We start from the raw sequence: 22,177 nt of genomic DNA on the forward strand, positions 1-22,177 counted from the left end.
TGATGGCGGATATTGCCGCCATCTTCCAGTGGCCACTCAGCGACATGTACGAGCTAGAGCTTGACGAACTCAGCGCGTGGCACGAAAAGGCAATTGACCGGTATAACCGGATGAACGGAGTTAATAGCCGTGGCTAAACAATTAAAGCTTGAGGTGCTGCTGGCAGCAGTCGACAAAGTAACTCGACCGCTTAAGGCTATGAACGAAACTGCCGGCAAAGTATCTTCTGAGTTTCGGCAAACAAAAGCTCGTCTTAATGACTTGAATAAGCAAGCTGGCATGATTGACGGCTACCGAAAAAGTAATAGCGCTTTGCAGGCGACATCAGAGAAACTGGATAACGCCCGCAATAAAGCCAGCCGGTTAGCGCGTGAGTTTAAAGCCACTGAGAATCCGACCAAAGCAATGAAGCGAGAGCTGGACAATGCCCGTTCGACGGTTAAAAGCCTCGACGATTCGAAAACAAAACTCACCCGGACGGTCCAGGAACAGCGTCAAAAATTGGAACAAAACGGGGTATCGACAAAGAACCTTTCCTCAACTCGCTCTAAATTACGTAATGAAACTAAACGGCTGAACAGCGAGTTAGCTGAGCAAAAAGACCGTCTGAGTGCTGTCACAAAACAGCAGGAACGTTTAAATAAAGTCTCAAAAACCTACCAGAAAACAAAGGAGCTGCAAGGTAAGTTAGCCGGAGCCGGCACCCGTATGGCCGCAGCCGGAGGTGGCGCACTGGCCCTTATGGGTGCGCCTGCAATAATGAGCGAGCGCCAAGGTGCAGCGGTAGCAGCTGAATTAGGTCAGTCAGACCTTAGCGCAGAATACCAACTGGTTATTAAAGAGGTATACGAGTCTGGTGCCGGCGATGGTATTGCGGGAATATCCGAAGCCATTTCAGCCGTATCGAGCTCGCTGGGTTCACTCAAGAATACAAGCCAGGCCAATATCGTAGAAATGACACGTCAGGCACTAACACTGTCAAGAGCTTACGGACTTGATGTGACTCAGGCAACGCAAACCGCAGGTCTCCTGATCAAGAATGGACTCGCTAAAAACGCTAATGAAGCGTTTGACTTAATGACCAGCGGCATGCAGAAAGTCAGCAAAAGCATGCGCGATGAGCTGCCGCAAATCATTGACGAGTACAGTACCAACTTTAGAGCGCTGGGATTCTCCGGAGCCGATACTTTCAATATGTTGGTTGCCCAGGCTGAAAAAGGAAAGTACGCCCTGGATAAAACCGGCGACGCATTGAAAGAGTTCACCATTCGCGGCTCTGACATGTCAAAAGCAAGCACCGAGGCTTATGCCGCCCTTGGTATGAATGCCACTAGAGCATCTGCAGCAGTTGCTGCCGGAGGCACTGAAGCCCGAGCTGTCCTGAATGAAACAGCTCAGAAGCTGCTGGCAATAGAAAACCCAGCACGGCGCGCCAATTTAGCTATATCGTTATTCGGGACGCCGCTTGAAGACCTTTCTGTTGACCAGATACCCAGCTTTTTAAAAGGCCTGGGGCAGATGGAAAATAAGCTAGGTGATACGTCTGGCTCCACGCTTGAGCTCGATGCTGCACTCAGAAACAACACTGGCGATGCACTGATTCAAGTCCAGCGGATAATTTCCGGCTCGTTTATGACGATCATAAAAGAGTTGAGTGGCGATATAATTGCACTGGGCAAGTCATTCTCTGCCTGGGCAAAAGAGAACCCTGAGTTGTTGGCCACCATCGCAAAGGTCTCTGCAGTAATTGCCGGTCTGGTTGCAGTTGGTGGGGCGTTAACATTAACCATAGCAGGCTTGCTCGGTCCCATTGCTGCCGTCAGGCTGGCTTTCTCAATACTGCATATTAAGACCTTCCCGGGTGTTACTGTTGCAGCCAAGACTGCCGGAGGCGCTCTGCTATCAACCGGCAAGTCGGCACTTATCGCAGCCAAGTCAACAGGCGCTAAAGCCTGGGGCTTTTTAACCGGAAAAATTAAAGCGGCCACAGCGGCCACAGTAGCTTACCGCAAATCAAACGGGTTACTAGCCACTGTCATGGCAAGCTCAAAGGCGATGTTATTCGGTGTTGGCAAAGTCATTATGTCGGCATTGTTAGCGCCACTGGCATTCCTTAAAGCGGCAATTATGGGTGTCACGAAAGCTCTGATAATGAACCCTATCGGAGCCATTATTGCGGCAATAGCAGCTTCTGCACTCTTGATATATAAGTTCTGGGGGCCAATAAAGTCCTTCTTCGTCGGAATGTTCCAGGGCATAAAAGAAGAACTCGCCCCGCTGGGCGAAGCCATGAGTGGTGTGTTCTCTATACTTGGCTCTGTGCTATCGCCATTAAAGCCTCTGTGGGACGGTATATCGTCTGCTATCAGCACCGTATGGAGTTGGGTTAGTGCTCTGTTTAAACCATTTAAGGCGACCTCTGAGCAGCTGGAATCGGCAACGAACGCGGGACACTCCTTTGGAAGAGTGTTCGCACAAGTATTTATGCTGATACCAAACCTGATCATCGGTTCCATAAAAATAGTAATCAACCTCTTCAAGAAAATTCCTGACGCTGTTGGCTCTTTATGGAATGGCATGAAAAGCATCTTCAAGTGGTCTCCTGTCGGCTTAATATCCCGGGGGTTCAGCGGAGCTTTGGACTGGGTATCAAATGTTGACTGGTCAGGAGCTGCGTCTAAAGCCTGGGACATCATGAAAACAATATTTAAGTGGTCACCGGTAGGCTTAATCATGAGAGGCTTTAATGCCGCTTTCGACTGGCTCGATACCCTGCCGGATAAGTTCTCAGATATGGGAGGCCAAATTCTGGAAGGTTTAATCAATGGCATAACAGGCATGCTCGGTAAAGTAAAAGACAGCGTTGTTAATGCTGCAAGCTCTGTGGCTGGATGGTTTAAAGAAACACTGGGCATTAACTCGCCCAGCAAGGTCTTTATGAATTACGGTGACGACACCATGAATGGCCTGGCTATTGGGCTTAAAGGAAATGATGAGCCAGTTAAAGAAGTGAAACGAACCAGTGGGCAACTAAAACGTGCAGCTGCAGGGCTGGCTTTAACCGCGGCTGTATCCGCTCCGGTAGCCGCAGAACAGGTCAACCTCAGAGGTATCCAGGAAACGGTTCAGCGCATTCATACCAGGGAGGTTGAACGAACAACTGAAACTCAGCAGGTAGTGCAAGGGCCCAGTAAGCAGGTAACTATGGATAACCGTCTGATATTGAGTGAAGGCGCTATTGTTATTCAGGCCGGTGCCAGCTCAGACCCGCAAGAACTTGCACGCCAAATACGTATGGAACTGCAGAAGCTCGAACGTCAACGCGCTGCAGAGAACCGCTCAAAATTAAGGGACTTAGACTAATATGATGACACTTGGATTTTTTGTATTTAGTTTAAAAACCGCATCGGCTGATAGTATTGACGAGCAAAGAAGCTGGCGACATGCCAGCAATAATCGAGTCGGCTCAAACCCAGCTTACCAGTATGTTGGCCAGGGACCACAAACGGCGAAATTGCCTGGCATTCTTTACCCTGAAATAACCGGAGGCGAAGAGCAACTGGATGAACTGAGTAAAATGGCTGATAGCGGAAAAGCCTGGCCATGGGTTGACGGCTCCGGAGCGTTAAAAGGTTATTACTTCATTACCGATATAGAGAAGAAATCAACCGAGTTTTATCCGGACGGTACCGCACGTAAAATAGAGTTTTCATTAAGCCTTACCAGGGCAGATGAAAACAACTCAGAAAGTTTAGCCGGCAACGACATGCTTTCGATGAACGATGGCATGGGAGGCTTGATAGCCTAATGTCTGAGCTTGTAAAAATCCCCGACTATGAAGTACTGGTTGACGGCAAGGACATCAGCGGCCTGCTGCGCTCTCGCCTAGTAAGCTTATCGATAACTGACAAACGCGGGTTCGAAGCTGACACGGCCACGGTGGTTATTGATGACGCTGACGGTATGGTTTCGATACCGCCACGCGGTGCAAAAATGCAGGTTTCTATCGGCTGGAAAGGTGAACCGCTATACAGCAAAGGCACCTTTTTCATTGATGATATTGAGCACTCCGGGGCACCTGACCAGTTGACCCTGCGCGGTAAGTCAGCAGATATAGCCAGCACCTTCCAGAAGCTGCGCGAAGAGTCCTACCACGAGAAAACGCTTGGCGATATTCTCGATGTTATTGCCGGGCGAAACAATGTCGACTCTCTCGTTTCTGAGGAATTAGCCGGCACAGCCATAACGCACATGGATCAGCAAAATGAATCAGACATGGCTTTTATGACACGCCTTGGCGAAGAGTTCGATGCGCTGGCCACAATAAAAGAAGGTAAGCTTTTATTCATGCCAAACGGCCAGGGAAAGAGTGGGTCCGGGATATCCTTACCAACATTCCCTATCAGCAGGAAGTTAGGCGACCAGCATAGCTTTACCGCTAATGACCGGAACGAATATACCGGCGTTGTTGCCAGATGGCAGGATGACCGAGCAGCGGAAATAAAAGCCGATGAGAAAGACGGAGCCGCCCCTCAATTCCTTGCCGGCTCAAACGGCAACGTAAAAGTTTTGCGCCACCTCTATGCCAGCGAGAGTGAAGCTAAACGAGCTGCAGAAACCGAATGGTCAAAAATGAAGCGTTCAGGCGCTAAGTTCAATATCACCTTGGCCGTTGGTGAACCCGGATTATTTCCTGAAGTACCAGTTAAAGTGTCAGGATGGAAACCTGAAATTGACCAGGCTAAATGGATATCAAAACAAGTGCACCACGAAGTCAGCGACTCAGGCCTTATTTCATCAATAGAGCTTGAGTCGCTAAAAGACTAATCATTCAATAGTAGGTTAATCAGCTCCTGAACGGCTTGCTGAGCTCGTTGGTCTAGTTCTGCAAATCGCTTTTCAATATACCCTTCCGGGTTGGTTACCCTTCTTCCTGTCAAAATAAAGCAGACATCAGCCCCAGTTTGCTCCAGCTCTAAAAGCTTATCGGCTGGAATCGACCGTTTTCCTTGCTCATATCTAACATAGCTTGTTAAAGCGATACCCATAGCATCAGCGAAAACGTTTTGGTTAAGCCCTATTCGCCTTCTCTCACTTTTAAGCCTTAATGAAATATCACCATTTGGTGCATCTTTACTTGCATTATTATCCATTTGGTTTAATAATCCTGATTGTGACATCTTATCTTGCATAATCATAATGGTGGTTTTCCCATGAAAAGACAACAACCGCATCGACCTTACCGCTCGCCGAAAGGCGTTGTAACTAACAAACCAATCTACGTCCGACTCATGCCTGATGAGTTGGAAAAAATCCAAAACATATCCAGCCAGGAAGTCAGGTCAATCAGCGCCCAAGCCCGGCTTTTCATAATTGAGGGTATGAATTCTTACCTTGACGAAGCCGAGCACCAATAAAGCTATAGGTACTGGCTATCAACCGCACTCAACTTAAATTGTTGAAGGATGATCGTAATGAGTAACAAGAAAACAGGACGTATAGAGAGCACGCTTCGCAGCGCTCTCAATGGATCAGCCAGGCATGATGTCCGCGAGGCCATAGGTTGGGATGACAGCCAGGTATCTCGCTTCCTGAGTGGCCAGCAAGGGATAACCATTGACCGAATCGAAGACATGTTCAATGCCGTCGGTATATCCCTGGTTACCAGAAAATATTTGGACGCTATGGCAACGCTGTGTGAAGTCGGAGCGAGCTGTGAATGTGCCAGAAATGGCAACGGAGAATGCGGAGTTAGAAGATTATGAGCAGAAGAATGAGTTCAGTGTGTCCTCATTGCGGAGGAATTGCCACCGTCAGGACCAGCAAAAGTATTAGTCCGTTGGTTACCCAGCGTTACTACGTCTGTAAAAATCATTTGTGCGGGCACACCTACAGCGCTATCGAAGAAATAACCCACTCAACGTCTCCATCGGCAACACCTAATACGCAAGTGCGTTTAGAAGTTCGGCCAGTAGTACGAGCAGAAAAACAAAACTAGGCACTGCGCGCGGGTAACCAACTGTCGGAGGGAGAATGAACTTACAATTACGAGAAGAGGTGGTAACACGCCTCCTGCGAGACTTTGAGTTTAAAACAAACAATAAAGACTTTTTTCAGCAAGGCCGCTGCCCCAGTTGTGGCAAAAAAGAGTTATACGCGCCGGCTGAAAGTCCCTGGGTAGTTCGTTGTGGCCGCATGAATAAATGCGCTGCCGAGTACCATATAAAAGAATTATACCCGGAGCTTTTTGAGTCCTGGTCTGATCGCTATAAGCCAACACCCCAAAGCCCAACTGCATCAGCCGATGCTTACTTGCAGACCGGCCGTGGCTTTGACATTTCCAAAATAAAAGGCTGGTACACGCAAGGCAGCTACTACTGCACAGACCGTCAAATTGGTACCGCCACTGTTAAATTCCAACTTCCTAATGGCGCCTCATGGGAACGCTTTATTGATAAGCCGCAACGATTCGGCAAGATGAAAGCAAACTTCGCGGGTAAGTACAAAGGCTATTGGTGGCAGCCGCCGACAGGGCTTCCGGAAGACGCAACAGAAATATGGTTAACCGAAGGTATATTTGATGCCATAGCGCTGATCCAGTCTGGTACTGCTTCAGCCAGCTTAATGAGCTGCAATAATTACCCGGGCTTGGCACTAAAAGAGCTTAAAACCGAATACGCAAAATTAGGAAAGCCACTCCCCCGACTGGTGTTTGCGCTTGACGATGGCCCCGCAGGCGAATCGTTTACCCGAAAATTTGTTAACTACGCCCGTAAAGAAGGTTTCCCTGCAACGGCTGCACAACCGCCAAAAGGCAAAGTAAAGCTGGACTGGAACGAACTTTTTCAGCGTGGCCGGCTAACTGATAAAGACATAAAAGAATACTTGTACCTGGGTAGTTTGCTGATCGCCAAAAGTGCGACAGAGAAAGCCAAACTAATGCACCAGAAGACGCAGAAAAAAGAGTTTCCGTTCCGCTTCGACAACCGCCTTTTCTGGTTCAAAATTGACTACGACCGCTACGTTAAGGCAATGGAAAACCAGGGACTTAGTGTCGACGCTGGCACTCGCACCGAGGAGGACGACGAGGCAATAGAAAACGCACTTAAAGAGTCTTCTTCGGTTATTGAAGTTGCGGCGTGTTATCCAGAGGCTCTTTATTACCAGGCACACGAAGTAACAGACGAAAGCTGGTATTACTTCCGAGTTTCCTTCCCACATGACGGTGCGCCCATTAAGAACACCTTCAGCGGCGGCCAGCTATCCAGTGCGAGTGAATTTAAAAAGCGTTTAATGAGCGTTGCACCTGGTGCGGTATGGACCGGCTCAAGTGGTCAACTCGACCGTTTAATGAAGCAGCAGCTGTACGACATTAAGCGAGTCCAGGGAATTGACTTTGTTGGCTACTCAAAAGAGTACGGCATTTATATTTTAGGTGACCTGGCAGTAAAAGACGGGATCACAAAACCACTGAACGACGAAGACTTTTTCGACTTCGGTAAGCTCAACATTAAAACGTTGAACAAGTCAGTTTCACTAAATGTTAATCCGGACTTGAAAGAGCTCAATCCAGAATGGGAGCAGCACCTTTACACAGCATTTAAAGAGAGCGGCTTAATCTCTCTGGCTTTTTGGTTTGGCTCTTTGTATGCAGAGCAGATACGGGCCGTTGATAAAACTTACCCGTTCCTCGAGCTTATTGGTGAACCAGGCTCTGGTAAGTCGACCTTAATAGAATTTATGTGGCGCCTCTGCGGCCGTCCGGACGAAGAAGGCTTTGACCCGGTTAAGTCTACTGCAGCAGCTCGTGCCCGCAGGCTCTCTCAAGTATCTAACTTGCCAGTGGTGTTAATTGAAGGTGACCGTGGCGACTCTAAAGACATGAAGCAAAGAAGCTTCGACTGGGACGAGTTAAAGACAGCGTATAACGGTCGGTCTCCGCGAAGTCGTGGTGTTAAAAATGCCGGCAACGAAACCTACGAACCGCCCTTTCGCGGCACCATTATCATTTCACAGAACGCGGAAGTTCAGGCTTCGCAAGCTGTGCTTGAACGTATCATTCATATTAAAACTGACCGCAAAGGTCACAATTCAGAAACTCGTCAAGCAGCACGAGCACTGGAAACAATGCCCCTTGAACAGGTTTCCGGCTTCATTCTTAAGTGTGCAATCGCTGAAAAAAAGGTGGTGGACCTCTACAAAAATAAGGTGCCTCACTACGAAAGTATGCTAGCCAGCCAAGATGATTTGAAAACCCATCGGATCATAAAAAACCACGCACAAATAATGGCCATGTTGGATTGCCTGGCATTGGTAACCGGTTTTAAGAATAGCCAGATTGAAGCAGCAAAAGAAAAGCTGGTTGAGCTCGCCCTGCAGCGTCAGCAAGCCATCAGCGCAGACCATCCAATGGTTCAACAGTTCTGGGACGTATTCGACTACCTGGAAGAGAAATTCGAGTGGGCTGTTGTTGATCATTCAAAAGACGACAAATTAATAGCGGTAAACCTTAACCACATGGAAGAAGAAGCCGGTGAGTTCCGTCAAAAACTGCCGCCATTACCCGAGCTTAAAAAGCACCTTAAGGCCTGCAAGTCACGCAAGTTCCTGGGCATTAAAACCGTTCGTAGTGCAGTTAATGAACGAATGAATAGCGGTACGGTTTCAGGCACCACGAGAAGGCCTTCCAGCGTTAAGTGCTGGATGTTTGAAAAGGAGCTGTAGCAGTGAACACAGTATTTTTACTGATGGCCAAGTACGAACGTTCGCCGGTACCACTGGGTGAAGTCTGCGAAGAGTTCTTTGGCATCAAGGAAAAACAGGCATCCATGTTGGCCGCTGCACAATCGCTCCCGGTACCAGCATTTAAATTGCGTGATTCAGAGCGCGCAAAGTGGATGGTCGACTTACGCGACCTGGCTGAACACATCGACAAAAGAAGAAGCCAGGCAATTAATGATTACACCGAAGTAAGAGCAATTTGAATAGGGAGAACCTAATGAAAAACAAAATGATGGATTTACATAACCACCTATTTGCTCAGCTTGAAAGACTAAGTGATGAAGACTTGAAAGAGGAAGCGCTAAGTCAGGAGCTGAAGCGAGCTGACGCGGTCGCTAAGGTCTCTATGACCATAGTCAAGAATGCTGAAGTTTGTCTTAAAGCTGAGCGCATGCGTACTGAGCGTTTAATCGAAAAGTCCCCGGAGATGCTGGAGGCGAAAAGAGATGGCTAGATTTATCTACGAACAGCACCACATTGAGTTCCTGATAGAAACGTATGCTGAATATGGAGTGGCTGATACAGCACGACTTTTCAACGCGGCTTTCGGCCTTAACAAATCGACGGCTCAAATTAAGTCGACATTAAAAAATCATCATATTACCTGCGGTCGGAAAACTGGTGAACTAAACAAAGGTAAATTGCGAGCGTTTACTGAAGAGCAAAAGCAATGGATTGAAAATGCTTATAAGAAAATGAGCCTTGCCGAAATGACTCTTGCATTTAATAAGCGCTTTGGTCTGAGTAAAACTGAAAGCCAAATCCGATGCTTCACCCGAAACCATAAAATTCGTTCAGGTCGTACAGGATGTTTTGAGAAAGGCCGCGAGCCGGCTAATAAAGGTATTAAGGGTTGGCAGGCTGGTGGCCGCTCTAATCAAACTCAGTTCCGTAAAGGAAACGTTCCCCACAACCACCAACCAGTTGGAACCGAAGTAACGGATAGAGACGGGTATCGGAAAGTCAAAGTTTCTGAACCGAATAAATGGGCATTCGTCCATCGCCTAGCGTGGGAGAAACACAACGGTCCAATTCCAGAAGGTCAGTTTGTCCGTTTCATAGATGGAAATTCGAAGAACTGTGACATCGAGAACCTGACATTAGTCGACCGCGGAGCTCATGCAATACTAAATCGCTGGAGCGCCCCTCTTAGCGAATCAAACCCTGACTTGAGGCCATCAATTATTGGTATAGCCAAACTTCAATCAGCTATAAAAAAGCGCTCTAAATTAGTCAGCGAGGTGGCTAAATGAAGGAACTCCTCCAGCGCGCTTCAGTTAAAGAAATTGCTGCAAGCCTACAACTACATATTGATTATTTAAAGAAGGAGATTACATATGGCTGACAACATCGACAGAGCAAACGACATAACCGAGAAGTTGAAGGAGAGGCAAATAAAAGCTGCAAGGGCAAACACCTCCGTTGCTGACGCGACAGGCTACTGCCTGAATTGCGGTGAAGACCTGAACGACAGCCGGCGCTGGTGTGACGCAAGTTGCCGGGATGACTGGGAGAAGCTGAACGGGTGATTTATGAACTACGCAATGAAAGAAAGGCTCAGGTTTATTGATTGTCTGGTGCAATCGATTCGGCGGAAGCCTTTTACATAAAAACTGGGAGCCCAGTCACCCAAGAGCTTTAAAGGGTCACCCAATAGTCACCCACGATTTATTGCAGCCCTTTAGAATTAAGAAAGTATTACCAGTCCAGCATGGGCGCTACGGAGAGCTTATAAGAATATGGTTCGGTCAAAACATCCACCCGGTAAAAAGTTAACCGACAAAGTCAGTATATTTAGCAGACTATTTTAACTCAGAATACACCAGTAAGCAGCCTCTTCCGTAAAACCCTTTTCCTTACCCTTAAAACTCTCTACAATGACTAAAATGATCATAAATTGTAGTCAATAATGAAAGCTCAAGAAGCACAACGACTTATACAAAAAGCTGAAAAACTCTGTCAGCAACGCGGTGCCCGCCTGACAAATACCCGCCGTGAAGTTTTCGCAATTCTCGCAGAGCATTCGGGAGCCGTGGGTGCATACGATTTACTTGATCAACTGCGGGAAGTCGTACCAAATGCCAAACCCCCGACTATCTACCGCGCTTTAGACTTTTTACAAGAACAAGGCTTCGTTCATAAAATCACTTCGTCGAATAGTTTTGTTCTTTGCTCGCATTTCGACCATCAACATCCGGTTCAAATGTTAATCTGCAGTTCCTGCGGCGATGTTCAGGAAATTCAGTCCGAAGGGGTTTATGACGAATTGAAGCGTCAGGCCGAAGATCAAGGTTTTAAGGTTCAAAGCCAAACTATAGAAGCACATGGTTTGTGCACCAAATGCCTTTAAATAAATAGCGCTATTAAATAATAACAATAGGTAACACTATGAAGCTCAGTCATCTTATCGCCACTGCTGCGGTTTGTTTAACCGTTAATCAGGCGGCAACTGCTCAAGCTTTTGAAGACAAATTTCGTCAACTTAATGATGATAAATTCCGTAGTCCGAACATTTATCGTACCGCGTCCGGTGCTCCAGGACATGCTTACTGGCAACAGGAAGCGGACTACAAAATTGAGGTTGCTCTGGACGATGAGAATCAGAGTATTACGGCACAAAGCACCATAACTTACACCAATAATTCCCCCGATACTTTGCGCTATTTATGGGTTCAGCTTGACCAGAACCGTTTTAAGAAAGATTCCATAGGACCACAAAGCCAGGCCACGGGAGATTTAGATCGGGTGAGTTTTTCCAGAATGGAAAGCATGCTCACTCAGGAAGAATTCCCGGCAGGTTATGAGCTTACTGAAATCAGTAACGAAGATGGTGAGCCCCTAGCACATTACGTTAATGACACTATGCTAAGGCTGGATTTGGATGAGCCCCTAAAAAGCGGCGAAAGTGTCACTTTTAATATCAACTGGCAGTTCAATATTATTGAAGCCGAAGTACTTGGTGGTCGTGGCGGTTACGAATACTTTGAAGACGACGGTAACTACCTTTATGAGATGGCTCAGTGGTTCCCTCGCATGGCCGCATATTACGACGCGGAAGGTTGGCAGAATAAACAGTTTATTGGTAACGGCGAGTTCGCTTTAGAGTTTGGCGACTACCGCGTGGAGATAACGGTTCCAGCTGATCATATTGTTGCTTCTACCGGTGTTTTGCAAAACCCCGATGAAGTACTCACTTCTACTCAGCGTCAACGCCTGGAAAAAGCCCGTAGTTCAGACAAGCCGGTAAAAATTGTCACTGAAGAAGAGGCATTAGAAAACCAGAAGGAAGGCACCGGTAATACCAAAACCTGGATTTTCGAAGCCGATAAAGTTCGTGACTTTGCCTGGGCTTCATCGCGCAAGTTTATCTGGGACGCGCAAGGTTACAAAAAGAATGACACCGATGTAATGGCGATGTCGTTTTACCCTGAAGAAGGCAACCCTTTATGGGAACGTTACTCAACGGCCTCTATTATTCACACCATCGAGCACTATAACGATTACAGCTTTGACTACCCTTATCCTGTCGCTATATCGGTGAACGGCCCGGTTGGTGGTATGGAATACCCAATGATCACCTTTAACGGTCCGCGCCCTTACGTTGACGAGGATTCAGGTGAAAAATACTACTCTAAACGCACCAAGTACGGCCTAATTTCGGTCATTATTCACGAGATTGGTCATATTTACTTCCCAATGATTGTCAATACAGATGAACGTCAATGGACCTGGATGGATGAAGGTATCAATACTTATCTGCAGTTCCTGGCTGAACAAAAATGGGAAAAAGACTACCCGTCGTGGCGCGGTGAACCGCGTAACATTACCAGTTACATGGCCAGCAGTAACCAAATGCCGATTATGACTAACTCAGAGTCGATTCTGCAGTTTGGCAATAATGCCTACGGAAAGCCCGCTACCGCGCTTAATATACTGCGTGAAACTATCGTTGGTCGTGAACTCTTTGATTTCGCGTTTCGTCAGTATGCGCAGCGTTGGAAGTTTAAACGCCCGACGCCAGAAGACTTATTCAGAACATTAGAGGATGCTTCTGGTGTTGATTTAGACTGGTTCTGGAGAGGCTGGTTCTATTCTACCGACCATGTCGATATTGCTCTTGAGCAAGTCAATCAGTTAACTATTAACACGCAAGATCCAGAAGTCGAAAAAGCATGGCAAAAACAGCAAGACGATGCTGAGCCAGAGTCTTTGACAACTGAGCGTAATGCCGGTGTTAATTATAAAATTCATCAGCAACCAAATCTTGCTGACTTTTATAATGAGAACGATGACTACACTGTCACTAACGCTGACCGCAACAAATATAAAGAGCTGATAAAAGGGCTAAATGAAGAGCAGCAGGAAATGCTGAAGAACGGCAGCAACTTCTACGTACTTGATTTCGCCAATAAAGGCGGCTTAGTTATGCCGATTCTGCTTGATCTGCATTTTGAAGATGGCAGTAAAGAACATGTTCGTATTCCAGCCGAGGTATGGCGTCGCTCTCCGGAAAAAGTGAGTAAGTTATTAATTCGCGATAAAACTTTAACTCAAGTTGTCGTTGACCCTAACTGGGAGACGGCAGATGTTGATACCAGTAACAACTACTGGCCAGCGAGAGCAGTTCCATCTCGAATTGAACTGTTTAAGCGTGAAGACCGTAATAAGAGCATGATGGAAGACTACAACGAAGAGTTGGAGTCTGGTAACGATGATTAAACTGGTTGCTGCTACTGTTTTTTTGTTCGCGCTGATACCTTCTGTATCAGCGCATCGCTATTTTTTCGGGTTAACCGAAATAAGTGCGAATAAAAACACGCAAGCAATAGAAATCATTCATCAGTATACTTTGCATGACGTACAACAGGTGCTTAAAAAGCGGCTGGGCAAGACTTTTAGACTGGAAGAAGAAGGTTCTGAAAAACATATCAGGGACTGGATAACTGAAAAGTTTCAACTGGTAAACTCACAAGGAAATAAAGTTGAGCCAAACTGGGTAGGTTTTGAAGCTGACTACCAGAAAATTTGGGTTTATCAGGAGATACCGAAGCGTGATAACCTGTGTGGGTGGGGTGTTTCAAATAAGCTGTTAATGGATAGCTTTTCTGCTCAGGTAAACACTATCAATGTCGTCGATGATCATGGCAATCGTAGCCTGATTCTGACCATTGAAAATACATCTGACACAATCACGTGTCAGCAAGAGATAAAGGAATAGAAAATGAATGCCGAGTTCGTAAACCCATTTCTTCAAGCACTGCAAAATGTCTTGTCGATGATGGCTCAAATGGAATTGAAGCCCGGTAAAGCGCAACTAAAAAAAGATGAGTATGCGCGTGGCGATGTATCTGGCATCATCGGTATGGTGGGCCCACAGATAAAAGGGTCATTCTCAATTTCATTTGAGGAAAATCTTGCCTGTGAAATCATGAATAAAATGCTAGGCGAGTTACCAAACTCAATTAACGAAGATGTCTGCGATATGGTCGGCGAAATCACAAATATGGTTACTGGCGGAGCCAAAAAGACTCTAGGTGAAAAAGGTTACGACTTTGATATGGCCACCCCAATTGTGGTTTCAGGGAAAGACCATACCATTTCGCATAAATCTGAAGGCTCGAAACTGATTATGCCGTTCAACCACGTTTCAGGCAAAGCATACATCGAAATCTGCTTCGATAAGATCAAGTAGCGACGACTAGTAACGCTCGTCGCTGGCATGGCGGGCATAGTTGTCAAACCTCGATAATTGCCCATGGAATTTCAATTCAATCTTACCAATAGGTCCATTACGCTGTTTCCCGATAATAATTTCAGCTAAGCCTTGCTCAGCTGAATCTGGGTGATAAACCTCGTCACGGTAAATAAACATAATAACGTCAGCATCCTGCTCAATAGAGCCAGACTCACGCAAATCTGAGTTAACGGGTCTTTTATCGGAGCGCTGCTCTAGTGAACGGTTTAGCTGAGACAACGCCACCACAGGCACTTCCAGCTCTTTCGCTAAGGACTTCAAAGAACGAGATATTTCTGCAATTTCCAGCGTCCGGTTTTCCGACATGCCCGGAACTGTCATTAACTGCAAATAATCCACCATAATCATGGATATTCCTTTGTGCTCTCTATGAATCCTGCGAGCACGGGAGCGTACTTCTGTCGGCGTTAGGCCAGACGAGTCATCTATGTAAATATTATTCTTATCGTTTAGCATGTTCATAACAGACGCGATACGAGCCCAGTCGTCATCTTCAAGCTTACCTGTACGTACTTTATTCTGATCGACCCGGCTAAGTGAAGCCAGCATACGCATCATCAGCTGCTCTGCCGGCATCTCTAAACTAAACACCAATACCGGACGGTCGTCATTGAGTGCGATGTTCTCTGCCAGGTTCATAGCAAAGGTTGTTTTACCCATAGACGGGCGTGCCGCTACGATGACCAGGTCGGACGGCTGAAGGCCTGCAGTCATCTGATCGAGGTCAGTAAAACCGGTAGAAACACCGGTCACACCGTTATTATTTTTCAGTTTACTCAACTGTTCAATACGGCTAACCGTGCGCTGTAGAATTAAGTTGATGCCTTGCGGGCCTTCGCTGGAGCTTACCCGCTTCTCAGCAATTTGAAAGACTTTTGATTCAGCCAGATCGAGCAATTCTGCGCTGCTGCGGCCCTGAGTATCGTAACCTGACTCGGCAATATCATTTGCCGCCCCAATCATTTCTCTTAACACTGCTCGTTCGCGGACAATGTTTGCGTAAGCTAATATATTTGCCGCGCTGGGGGTATTTTTTGCAATTTCACCAAGGTAGGCAAAACCACCTATTTGCTCAAGCTCTCCCGCCGTTTCCAGATTTTCGGAAACCGTCACTAAATCCATTGGCTGACTGCGTTGAGCAAGCTCATGCATGGCTTTAAAAATAAGTCTGTGCGAACGATGATAGAAGTCTTCAGCGATAACGCTGCCGGCAACATTGTCCCAGGCATCATTATCGAGCATTAAACCGCCAAGAACGGATTGTTCAGCTTCAATTGAATGGGGTGCTGAGCGCAGCGCTTCTATTGACGCGTCGCGTTTTTTTGACTTCTCTGCCATGGGGAAAGTTGTCTCGCAAAGGGAAATAATAAGAGGGGATTACTATACAAAATCCCCTCTTGTTTAGAAAGCGAAGCAACACCTAACAGCACGATTTAATTTTTATCGAGTGTTATTTCACCACTAACCGTTGTCGCGGAAACAGATGCTCCACCGTCACCAACTGTAAACTCTAACTTAGAGGATGGTCCCCACTCGGCTTCAGTTGCTTTTTCGTCGCTTAAGCGGTTTGTAATTTCACCGCCCGCATTAGACTTAATATTGAAGTCTGCGTGGATGTCACCTACCCACTTAAAAGTTAAATCGCCACTGACTGAATTTGTCTCTATACGCGCGCTCCCGGATAGACCGGCAGTTAATATTGCATCGCCGCTAACCGTAGTCATCTTAGCCTTAGTCAGCGTGCCAACTTTTGCGCTAATATCTCCCGAAACCGATTGTGCAGTAAATTCAGAAATAGAATCAGATTGACTGGTAATATCACCACTAACAGACTGGTAAGTTGCCGAGTCAGCACTGTTATCTATATCCTTAATATCGCCACTGACCGTCTCAAAACGAACATCGCCGCTTATCTTTTCAGCCTCAATATTCCCACTTACGGTCTTCAACAGTACGCGATTGTCAATTTTATTGACTGTTATATCTCCACTAACCAGTCGAATTTCCAATCCACCATTGAATCCTTCAGCGGTTACTTCCATAGACACGCCATTCACTTTAATATCCATAGAGTCAGGCAAGTATATTTTCAGATCGGAACCTTCATCATCGGAGGAAAAGTTAAAGCCCTTTTCTTGCGGCGTTTCAACTTTAATTTGGATACCATTTCCTCTTTGTTCAAAAATGAACCGCTCAGTTTTTTCATCTAAAGTACCAACGACTCGGATCTCGTCTTTATCATGGGTAATGAGTTCGACCTTTCCTCTCATGTTGTCAATTAACACTCTTGCTCCGGGCGATGTCGACAATGTCTCATCGACTTTTTCCTGGGCTATGCTAACCGAACTTACCGTCAATAGTATGAATCCAACTAAAGATAATATTTTGTTCACTTCTCGCTCCCTATTTTTTGCTCCATGGTTACAGCATATTGCCATAAGAATCACGTTAGTGACGAAAATTTTGCAAAAAAAAAGCTGCCCGAAGGCAGCTCTTTTAGAAAGTGCAATGACTTATTCAGCCGGTACAACTTTCAATGTAATATTTGCAAATACATCGGCGTGCAAGTGTAGTTCGATATCAAACTCACCTACTTCACGTAATGTACCATGCGGCATTAACACTTCGCTCTTCTTCACTTCAACGCCAGCAGCTGTTACTGCATCAGCGATGTCGCGAGTACCGATAGAGCCAAATAGTTTGCCTTCATCACCTGCTTTAGAAGCAATAGTAACAGCTTCCAGAGCGTTAACTTTCTCAGCACGGGCTTGAGCAGCTGTTAATTGATCAGCTAACTTCGCTTCATACTCAGCGCGACGTTGTTCAAATAAATCAACGTTGCTTTTGGTTGCAGGTACAGCTTTTCCCTGTGGGAAAAGAAAGTTACGTGCATAACCAGACTTTACACTGACTTGATCGCCAAGGCTTCCCAAGTTAGCAATTTTATCTAACAAAATGACATTCATTTCTCGCTACCTCTACTTTTGGTAATCGAACCGGTGCTAGCTTACTGATGTGAATCAGTATAAGGCAGCAGTGACAAATAACGAGCACGCTTGATAGCGCGCGCTAACTGACGCTGATACTTAGCGGATGTTCCAGTAATACGGCTAGGAACGATTTTACCAGTTTCAGTAATGTAGTTCTTAAGCGTAGCGATATCTTTATAATCAATTTCTTTTACGCCATCTGCTTTAAAGCGGCAGAATTTGCGGCGACGAAAAAAACGAGCCATGATGGTCTCCTTAAATCAATTCGAGATGCTGAGCATGAAGTACCAAACGAGGTGAGCCATTGCTATCCTCGTGACGGTGCAGAAAACCTTCTGCTAAAACTTCACAACCCACCGTCAATTTTTCTAACCAGTGTTGTAAACCTTCACCACTTAAAACGACCTGAATACGCACATAAGATTGACGATTCATACCAGCTTCCGGTTGCATAGACCGATGTTCAAGCACTAATTGTAAATGCTCAATACCTGAAGGGCTGGTTTCCAGCTTAGGTACTTTGCCAAGTGTTCCGGTTAAATGCAGTCGATTCATAAGGGTTTATTGAAAGTCAGCAAGCTTACGCTGCTTCACTGTCACCTTTACGATCTTCCTTCGGCTTAGTCAGCGGCGAAGGCTCAGTAATAGATTCTTTTTTACGCATGATCATATTGCGCAATACTGCATCGTTATAACGGAATGCAGTTTCAAGCTCTTCCACAACCTCTGCAGACGCTTCAATGTTCAACAGAACATAATGCGCTTTGTGCAGTTTGTTGATTGGGTAAGCCAATTGACGACGGCCCCAGTCTTCTAAACGATGGATTTGACCACCACCTTGCTTGATCGTTTCGCTGTAGCGCTCGATCATGCCAGGTACTTGCTCGCTTTGGTCCGGGTGGACCATAAATACGATTTCGTAATGACGCATTACAGTTTCCTTTTGGTTCGTATAGCCTCAGTTTAGCTCAGCCGCACTAACATAGAAGCAAGGAACACATTCAGTAAAATGAAAATATGGCTGATTTAAGCCGCGCGATACTAACTAAAATGAACGCCAATTGCAAATTAATCGGCGTTTTTATGGGCTTTTTCAATGCGGGAGCTGAGTAAAGCGACAACGCGGTCAGCCAATTCGTTTGCTACGGCTTTTTCGCCGCGCACCACAATATGGTCCACGACTTTTTCCTGGCGACGAGCTGTAGCATCAATTTGTACCGCATCCTGCTGTTCAGCGAATACAAGAGTGACCTGCCATTCAGCATTACTATCCTCGACTCTGTGCCATTCATGCCTGACATCCAGTCGATTACTAATATCAAAGGCAAGGTTCTGCACAGACTGGGCTGCGTCATCTTCTAAGTCAAAATGAAAAGCGACATAGGGTTTCTCTGAGCGCAGCCAGGTTGGTGATTCCCAGTTAGGCGTCCAGCTGACAAACAATACTGCCACCATAGCCAGAGCAATGGCTATGGGCAAAAGGCGACGTTTAAGATCCATTGCGCTGTCTGACAACCTCAAATAAACAAACCCCACTGGCTACAGAAACATTTAAGCTACTGACACTACCAGACAAAGGAATGGAGACTAAATCGTCACAGGTTTCGCGGGTAAGGCGTCTCATGCCTTTACCTTCGGCCCCCATAACCAAAGCGACAGGCCCTCTGTAATCAACATCATAAACAGATTGAGTTGCTTCGCCTGCTGTACCGTATACCCACACGCCCAACTCCTGTAAGTCACGAAGCGCCCTGGCTAAGTTGGTTGCCACAATAAGAGGAACGTTCTCGGCAGCACCGGATGCCACCTTACGAACGGTTGGGGTAATTTGAGCCGACTTGTCTTTTGGTACAATAACACCCGTGACGCCAGCCGCATCAGCTGTGCGCAGGCAAGCACCTAAATTATGCGGGTCGGTCACGCCATCGAGTATTAAGAACAGCCCGGCTTGCTGACTTTGTTCCAGTAATTTAGGCAAGTCGTGCTCGGTTAAAGTAGGCGGCGACTGAACTGTCGCGACAACTCCCTGATGATTACCGCCTTCCGCTCGTTTTTCCAAAGCTTGTTTAGGCACCCATTGAGGTCTGACGCCAGTCGCGTGACATTGATTGACAATATCACGCACCGAATCATCCTGGCGCTCTTTAGAAACATAAAGCTCTACCAAGCGGTCTGGATGATTTTTTAATATGGCTCGCACCGCGTGCAAGCCAAATACGGTCACTTTTTGACTCATGACTTGCTACGTCCCTTATTGCTGCTGCGATTACCACTTTTCCGCTGGCCGCCTTTTCCACGAGACTGTCCTTTTCTCTTACCTTTGCCTGAACCTTTAGCTGGCATATTTCGTTTCTGGCCACCCGGACTCGTCGCTTCCAGCAAAGTTAAATCAATTTTACGATCGTCCAAGTTTACGTCTTTCACTTTAACCTTAACATTGTCACCCAGGCGGAAAACGCTGTTACTGTTCTCTCCGATTAGCATTCCTTTTTGCTGATCAAAGTGATAGTAGTCGTTGTCGAGGTTACTAATATGAATAAGGCCGTCAATTTGGTAATCACTTAAACGTACGAACAAACCAAAATTGGTGACCGAGGAAATAACGCCCTCAAACTCCATACCAATATGATCTAGCATGAATTCACACTTCAGCCATTCATCAACCTGACGGGTGGCATCATCTGCACGTCGCTCGGTCATTGAAGTATGCACGCCCAGTTCGTCCAATTGCTTCTCTGAGTATGCCCATGCACCCACTAAGCCTTTCTCTTCACCTTTTTTCTTGCGCAAAATTGCTTTTATCGCGCGGTGCAAAATAAGATCAGGGTAACGACGAATAGGCGATGTAAAGTGTGCATAAGACTTCAATGCCAAGCCAAAGTGGCCTTTATTCTCTGCTTGATATACCGCCTGCTGCATAGAGCGCAACAACATGGTTTCAATCAGTTCATGATCCTGGCGATCTTTCACTTGCTCAAGCAAAGTCGCGTAATCTTTTGGAGATGGCTCATCACCACCTTCTAGATTCAGGCCTAATTCACCCAGGAAGCTACGGAAGTTGTTCAGTCGTTCATCAGCCGGAGTTTCATGCACCCGGAACAACGCGCCAACTTCTTTATCAGACTCAATAAGCTGAGCAGAGGCGACGTTTGCCATAATCATGCACTCTTCAATAATTTTGTGAGCAACATGACGTTTAACCGGTTCGATACTCTCAATTTTACGCTGAGCGTTGAAAATAAAGCGGGTTTCCTGCGTATCGAACTCAATAGCTGAGCGGCGCTTACGAGCTGCACTTAATGCGTTATAAAGTCGCTCAAGTTCCTGCACATTGTCCATGACGTGCTGGTACTGTTGTTGCAGTTCTTCATCGCCATCAAGTAGCTTTTTAACTTTATTGTAAGTCAGTCGCGCATGGCTTTTCATTACTGCCGGATAGAACTTCGTAGACTTCAATTTTCCTCGAGGCCCTAATTCCATTTCAGCAACCATGCACAAACGGTCGACATCAGGGTTTAACGAACACAAACCATTGGACAGCTTTTCCGGTAGCATTGGAATTACATTGCTGGGGAAATAAACTGAATTACCGCGTTCCGTTGCAGCTTTATCTAGAATGGTGTCCGGACGAACATAATAAGACACGTCGGCAATTGCCACCCAAAGGCGCCAGCCTTTCTCTTCCTGCACGCAACAAACGGCATCATCAAAGTCGCGAGAGTCCTCACCATCAATAGTAATAAGCGGCAGGTCACGTAAGTCTTTGCGGCCCTCGTAGGCCTCTGCCGGGACTTCTTCGCTATATTTTTTCAGCTCTTCATCAACCTCTGCAGGCCATTCGGTAGGAATATCGTGCTCACGAATCGCGACCTGAATTTCCATACCCGGTGCCATATGTTCACCCAGCACCTCGCTGACCCGACCAATTGGGCTGGTTCGGCGACTTGGGCGTCGGGTAATTTCAACGACCACAAGCTGTCCATGACGCGCGCCATTTTTATCCGCATCAGGAATAAGAATATCCTGACTAATACGGCCATCATCCGGTACTACTATGCCCAGATCATGTTCAACGAAGTAACGGCCAACAATATTGCTGTCGCGGGGCTCTGTAACTCTAACGATACGACCCTCGGTGCGACCACGGCTATCTTTACCGCTGGTTTTAACCAGTACGCGATCACCATGCAAAACTGAATACATTTGATGATGCGGGATAAACAGGTCTTTACCGCCATCTTCAGTCTGACAAAATCCAAAACCGTCTTTATGACCAATGATACGACCTTTGATCAAATCCATACGCTCAGGCAGACCATAAGCATTCGCTTTGCTGTATATAAGCTGTCCGTCGCGCTCCATAGCGCGCAAACGCCGTTTTAAGCCAATTGCCTGGCGCTCATCATCTAAACCAAAGTGACGAATGAACTCATCAAACTGAACCGGTTTACTGTTTGAGGTTACAAGTTCAAGCAATTGCTCACGGCCCGGAATTTCAACTTCATATTCTGGCGTACTGTTGTTCTGTTGATTATCTGACATAGAATCCTATTGTAGTTGCACGGTTAAGGAGAACCGATGGGCAACAGTATACGTGCTGAATTTCATAATGTCAGTGCTTCGCTTGTATTTTGAACAAAACGTACCCATA

Annotated in this window: 25 protein-coding genes; 15 read left to right on the plus strand and 10 right to left on the minus strand. The window is 46.4% G+C overall.

The genetic code is table 11. From position 1 onward, the window contains the following. The first annotated feature begins 2 nt into the window (after positions 1-2). The 4 genes from ACN0TF_RS10825 to ACN0TF_RS10840 are packed head-to-tail and all read left to right on the plus strand — an operon-like array spanning position 3 to position 4,827. Positions 3-137 (plus strand): GpE family phage tail protein, encoded by a 135-nt coding sequence (locus ACN0TF_RS10825; protein WP_417441932.1) that lies wholly within the window; start codon positions 3-5, stop codon positions 135-137. Beyond that, positions 130-3,363, plus strand: a complete 3,234-nt coding sequence (locus ACN0TF_RS10830; protein WP_417441933.1) for a phage tail tape measure protein — start codon at positions 130-132, stop codon at positions 3,361-3,363. The genes ACN0TF_RS10825 and ACN0TF_RS10830 overlap by 8 nt, the downstream gene beginning before the upstream one ends. A 1-nt stretch (position 3,364) precedes the next feature. Beyond that, a complete protein-coding gene (locus ACN0TF_RS10835; RefSeq protein ID WP_417441934.1) occupies positions 3,365-3,808 on the plus strand; it encodes a phage tail protein in 444 nt (147 codons plus the stop codon). Then, positions 3,808-4,827 (plus strand): phage late control D family protein, encoded by a 1,020-nt coding sequence (locus ACN0TF_RS10840; RefSeq protein ID WP_417441935.1) that lies wholly within the window; start codon positions 3,808-3,810, stop codon positions 4,825-4,827. Before ACN0TF_RS10835 ends, ACN0TF_RS10840 begins: the two co-directional genes overlap by 1 nt. Here the strand turns inward: ACN0TF_RS10840 and ACN0TF_RS10845 are convergent. After that, on the minus strand, positions 4,824-5,198 hold the full coding sequence (locus ACN0TF_RS10845) for a helix-turn-helix domain-containing protein (RefSeq protein ID WP_417441936.1): 375 nt from the start codon (positions 5,196-5,198) through the stop codon (positions 4,824-4,826). The genes ACN0TF_RS10840 and ACN0TF_RS10845 overlap by 4 nt on opposite strands. Before the next feature lie 442 nt (positions 5,199-5,640). On the opposite strand from ACN0TF_RS10845, the gene ACN0TF_RS10850 reads away from it, so the two are divergent. From ACN0TF_RS10850 to ACN0TF_RS10900, 11 genes are all read left to right on the plus strand, one after another. After that, the gene (locus ACN0TF_RS10850; RefSeq protein ID WP_417442105.1) at positions 5,641-5,835 is read left to right on the plus strand and encodes a hypothetical protein; all 195 of its coding nucleotides are present in this window, start codon (positions 5,641-5,643) and stop codon (positions 5,833-5,835) included. Further along, complete coding sequence (locus ACN0TF_RS10855) at positions 5,774-5,998, plus strand: ogr/Delta-like zinc finger family protein (protein ID WP_417442100.1); 225 nt, start codon at positions 5,774-5,776, stop codon at positions 5,996-5,998. The genes ACN0TF_RS10850 and ACN0TF_RS10855 overlap by 62 nt, the downstream gene beginning before the upstream one ends. Positions 5,999-6,033: 35 nt before the next feature. After that, on the plus strand, positions 6,034-8,724 hold the full coding sequence (locus ACN0TF_RS10860; protein WP_417441937.1) for a toprim domain-containing protein: 2,691 nt from the start codon (positions 6,034-6,036) through the stop codon (positions 8,722-8,724). Between the two features lie 2 nt (positions 8,725-8,726). Beyond that, positions 8,727-8,984, plus strand: a complete 258-nt coding sequence (locus ACN0TF_RS10865; RefSeq protein WP_417441938.1) for a pyocin activator PrtN family protein — start codon at positions 8,727-8,729, stop codon at positions 8,982-8,984. 14 nt (positions 8,985-8,998) lie between these two features. Further along, positions 8,999-9,235: a hypothetical protein gene (locus ACN0TF_RS10870; RefSeq protein ID WP_417441939.1), complete on the plus strand. Its 237-nt coding sequence runs from the start codon at positions 8,999-9,001 to the stop codon at positions 9,233-9,235. Further along, positions 9,228-10,034 carry an HNH endonuclease signature motif containing protein gene (locus ACN0TF_RS10875; protein WP_417441940.1) on the plus strand — a complete coding sequence of 269 codons (807 nt, stop codon included), beginning with the start codon at positions 9,228-9,230 and terminating at the stop codon, positions 10,032-10,034. The genes ACN0TF_RS10870 and ACN0TF_RS10875 overlap by 8 nt, the downstream gene beginning before the upstream one ends. Positions 10,035-10,118: 84 nt before the next feature. Beyond that, on the plus strand, positions 10,119-10,310 hold the full coding sequence (locus tag ACN0TF_RS10880; RefSeq protein WP_417441941.1) for a hypothetical protein: 192 nt from the start codon (positions 10,119-10,121) through the stop codon (positions 10,308-10,310). Between the two features lie 380 nt (positions 10,311-10,690). After that, on the plus strand, positions 10,691-11,131 hold the full coding sequence (gene zur / locus ACN0TF_RS10885; protein ID WP_034822531.1) for a zinc uptake transcriptional repressor Zur: 441 nt from the start codon (positions 10,691-10,693) through the stop codon (positions 11,129-11,131). 38 nt (positions 11,132-11,169) lie between these two features. Beyond that, positions 11,170-13,500, plus strand: coding sequence for a M1 family metallopeptidase (locus tag ACN0TF_RS10890; protein ID WP_417441942.1), 2,331 nt, complete (start codon positions 11,170-11,172; stop codon positions 13,498-13,500). Beyond that, positions 13,493-13,999 carry a DUF6702 family protein gene (locus ACN0TF_RS10895; protein WP_417441943.1) on the plus strand — a complete coding sequence of 169 codons (507 nt, stop codon included), beginning with the start codon at positions 13,493-13,495 and terminating at the stop codon, positions 13,997-13,999. Before ACN0TF_RS10890 ends, ACN0TF_RS10895 begins: the two co-directional genes overlap by 8 nt. 3 nt (positions 14,000-14,002) lie before the next feature. Continuing rightward, complete coding sequence (locus ACN0TF_RS10900; RefSeq protein ID WP_034822526.1) at positions 14,003-14,473, plus strand: chemotaxis protein CheX; 471 nt, start codon at positions 14,003-14,005, stop codon at positions 14,471-14,473. Between the two features lie 6 nt (positions 14,474-14,479). On the opposite strand, the gene dnaB is transcribed toward ACN0TF_RS10900, so the two are convergent. The 9 genes from dnaB to rnr all read right to left on the minus strand — a co-directional run bounded on the left by dnaB (position 14,480) and on the right by rnr (position 22,068). Beyond that, on the minus strand, positions 14,480-15,874 hold the full coding sequence (gene dnaB, locus ACN0TF_RS10905) for a replicative DNA helicase (RefSeq protein ID WP_011235161.1): 1,395 nt from the start codon (positions 15,872-15,874) through the stop codon (positions 14,480-14,482). Between the two features lie 95 nt (positions 15,875-15,969). After that, on the minus strand, positions 15,970-16,929 hold the full coding sequence (locus ACN0TF_RS10910; RefSeq protein WP_417441944.1) for a DUF4097 family beta strand repeat-containing protein: 960 nt from the start codon (positions 16,927-16,929) through the stop codon (positions 15,970-15,972). Positions 16,930-17,049: 120 nt separating this feature from the next. After that, positions 17,050-17,502, minus strand: a complete 453-nt coding sequence (gene rplI, locus ACN0TF_RS10915) for a 50S ribosomal protein L9 (protein WP_417441945.1) — start codon at positions 17,500-17,502, stop codon at positions 17,050-17,052. A gap of 41 nt (positions 17,503-17,543) precedes the next feature. Then, positions 17,544-17,771, minus strand: a complete 228-nt coding sequence (rpsR, locus tag ACN0TF_RS10920) for a 30S ribosomal protein S18 (RefSeq protein WP_011235166.1) — start codon at positions 17,769-17,771, stop codon at positions 17,544-17,546. A 10-nt stretch (positions 17,772-17,781) separates the two neighbouring features. Further along, the gene (priB, locus tag ACN0TF_RS10925; RefSeq protein WP_417441946.1) at positions 17,782-18,081 is read right to left on the minus strand and encodes a primosomal replication protein N; all 300 of its coding nucleotides are present in this window, start codon (positions 18,079-18,081) and stop codon (positions 17,782-17,784) included. 25 nt (positions 18,082-18,106) lie between these two features. Next, complete coding sequence (gene rpsF / locus ACN0TF_RS10930; protein ID WP_011235168.1) at positions 18,107-18,457, minus strand: 30S ribosomal protein S6; 351 nt, start codon at positions 18,455-18,457, stop codon at positions 18,107-18,109. A 137-nt stretch (positions 18,458-18,594) separates the two neighbouring features. Next, positions 18,595-19,026, minus strand: coding sequence for a signaling protein (locus tag ACN0TF_RS10935; RefSeq protein ID WP_417441947.1), 432 nt, complete (start codon positions 19,024-19,026; stop codon positions 18,595-18,597). Beyond that, complete coding sequence (gene rlmB, locus ACN0TF_RS10940; RefSeq protein ID WP_417441948.1) at positions 19,016-19,762, minus strand: 23S rRNA (guanosine(2251)-2'-O)-methyltransferase RlmB; 747 nt, start codon at positions 19,760-19,762, stop codon at positions 19,016-19,018. Before rlmB ends, ACN0TF_RS10935 begins: the two co-directional genes overlap by 11 nt. Then, complete coding sequence (rnr, locus tag ACN0TF_RS10945; RefSeq protein WP_417441949.1) at positions 19,759-22,068, minus strand: ribonuclease R; 2,310 nt, start codon at positions 22,066-22,068, stop codon at positions 19,759-19,761. Before rnr ends, rlmB begins: the two co-directional genes overlap by 4 nt. Between the last annotated feature and the right edge of the window lie 109 nt (positions 22,069-22,177).

Source organism: Idiomarina sp. (assembly GCF_048265525.1).
Classification (GTDB): domain Bacteria; phylum Pseudomonadota; class Gammaproteobacteria; order Enterobacterales; family Alteromonadaceae; genus Idiomarina.

Excerpts from the sequence above, each read along its gene's own strand:
- ACN0TF_RS10875 (WP_417441940.1), top strand. The coding sequence starts at position 9,228 with ATGGCTAGATTTATCTACGAACAGCACCACATTGAGTTCCTGATAGAA.
- ACN0TF_RS10895 (WP_417441943.1), top strand. The coding sequence starts at position 13,493 with ATGATTAAACTGGTTGCTGCTACTGTTTTTTTGTTCGCGCTGATACCT.
- rlmB (WP_417441948.1), bottom strand. The coding sequence starts at position 19,762 with ATGAGTCAAAAAGTGACCGTATTTGGCTTGCACGCGGTGCGAGCCATA.
- ACN0TF_RS10890 (WP_417441942.1), top strand. The coding sequence starts at position 11,170 with ATGAAGCTCAGTCATCTTATCGCCACTGCTGCGGTTTGTTTAACCGTT.
- zur (WP_034822531.1), top strand. The coding sequence starts at position 10,691 with ATGAAAGCTCAAGAAGCACAACGACTTATACAAAAAGCTGAAAAACTC.
- ACN0TF_RS10850 (WP_417442105.1), top strand. The coding sequence starts at position 5,641 with ATGCCGTCGGTATATCCCTGGTTACCAGAAAATATTTGGACGCTATGG.
- ACN0TF_RS10835 (WP_417441934.1), top strand. The coding sequence starts at position 3,365 with ATGATGACACTTGGATTTTTTGTATTTAGTTTAAAAACCGCATCGGCT.
- ACN0TF_RS10870 (WP_417441939.1), top strand. The coding sequence starts at position 8,999 with ATGAAAAACAAAATGATGGATTTACATAACCACCTATTTGCTCAGCTT.
- rnr (WP_417441949.1), bottom strand. The coding sequence starts at position 22,068 with ATGTCAGATAATCAACAGAACAACAGTACGCCAGAATATGAAGTTGAA.
- rplI (WP_417441945.1), bottom strand. The coding sequence starts at position 17,502 with ATGAATGTCATTTTGTTAGATAAAATTGCTAACTTGGGAAGCCTTGGC.
- ACN0TF_RS10855 (WP_417442100.1), top strand. The coding sequence starts at position 5,774 with ATGAGTTCAGTGTGTCCTCATTGCGGAGGAATTGCCACCGTCAGGACC.
- rpsR (WP_011235166.1), bottom strand. The coding sequence starts at position 17,771 with ATGGCTCGTTTTTTTCGTCGCCGCAAATTCTGCCGCTTTAAAGCAGAT.
- ACN0TF_RS10935 (WP_417441947.1), bottom strand. The coding sequence starts at position 19,026 with ATGGATCTTAAACGTCGCCTTTTGCCCATAGCCATTGCTCTGGCTATG.
- ACN0TF_RS10900 (WP_034822526.1), top strand. The coding sequence starts at position 14,003 with ATGAATGCCGAGTTCGTAAACCCATTTCTTCAAGCACTGCAAAATGTC.
- ACN0TF_RS10845 (WP_417441936.1), bottom strand. The coding sequence starts at position 5,198 with ATGATTATGCAAGATAAGATGTCACAATCAGGATTATTAAACCAAATG.
- dnaB (WP_011235161.1), bottom strand. The coding sequence starts at position 15,874 with ATGGCAGAGAAGTCAAAAAAACGCGACGCGTCAATAGAAGCGCTGCGC.
- ACN0TF_RS10825 (WP_417441932.1), top strand. The coding sequence starts at position 3 with ATGGCGGATATTGCCGCCATCTTCCAGTGGCCACTCAGCGACATGTAC.
- ACN0TF_RS10860 (WP_417441937.1), top strand. The coding sequence starts at position 6,034 with ATGAACTTACAATTACGAGAAGAGGTGGTAACACGCCTCCTGCGAGAC.
- rpsF (WP_011235168.1), bottom strand. The coding sequence starts at position 18,457 with ATGCGTCATTACGAAATCGTATTTATGGTCCACCCGGACCAAAGCGAG.
- ACN0TF_RS10840 (WP_417441935.1), top strand. The coding sequence starts at position 3,808 with ATGTCTGAGCTTGTAAAAATCCCCGACTATGAAGTACTGGTTGACGGC.
- ACN0TF_RS10880 (WP_417441941.1), top strand. The coding sequence starts at position 10,119 with ATGGCTGACAACATCGACAGAGCAAACGACATAACCGAGAAGTTGAAG.
- priB (WP_417441946.1), bottom strand. The coding sequence starts at position 18,081 with ATGAATCGACTGCATTTAACCGGAACACTTGGCAAAGTACCTAAGCTG.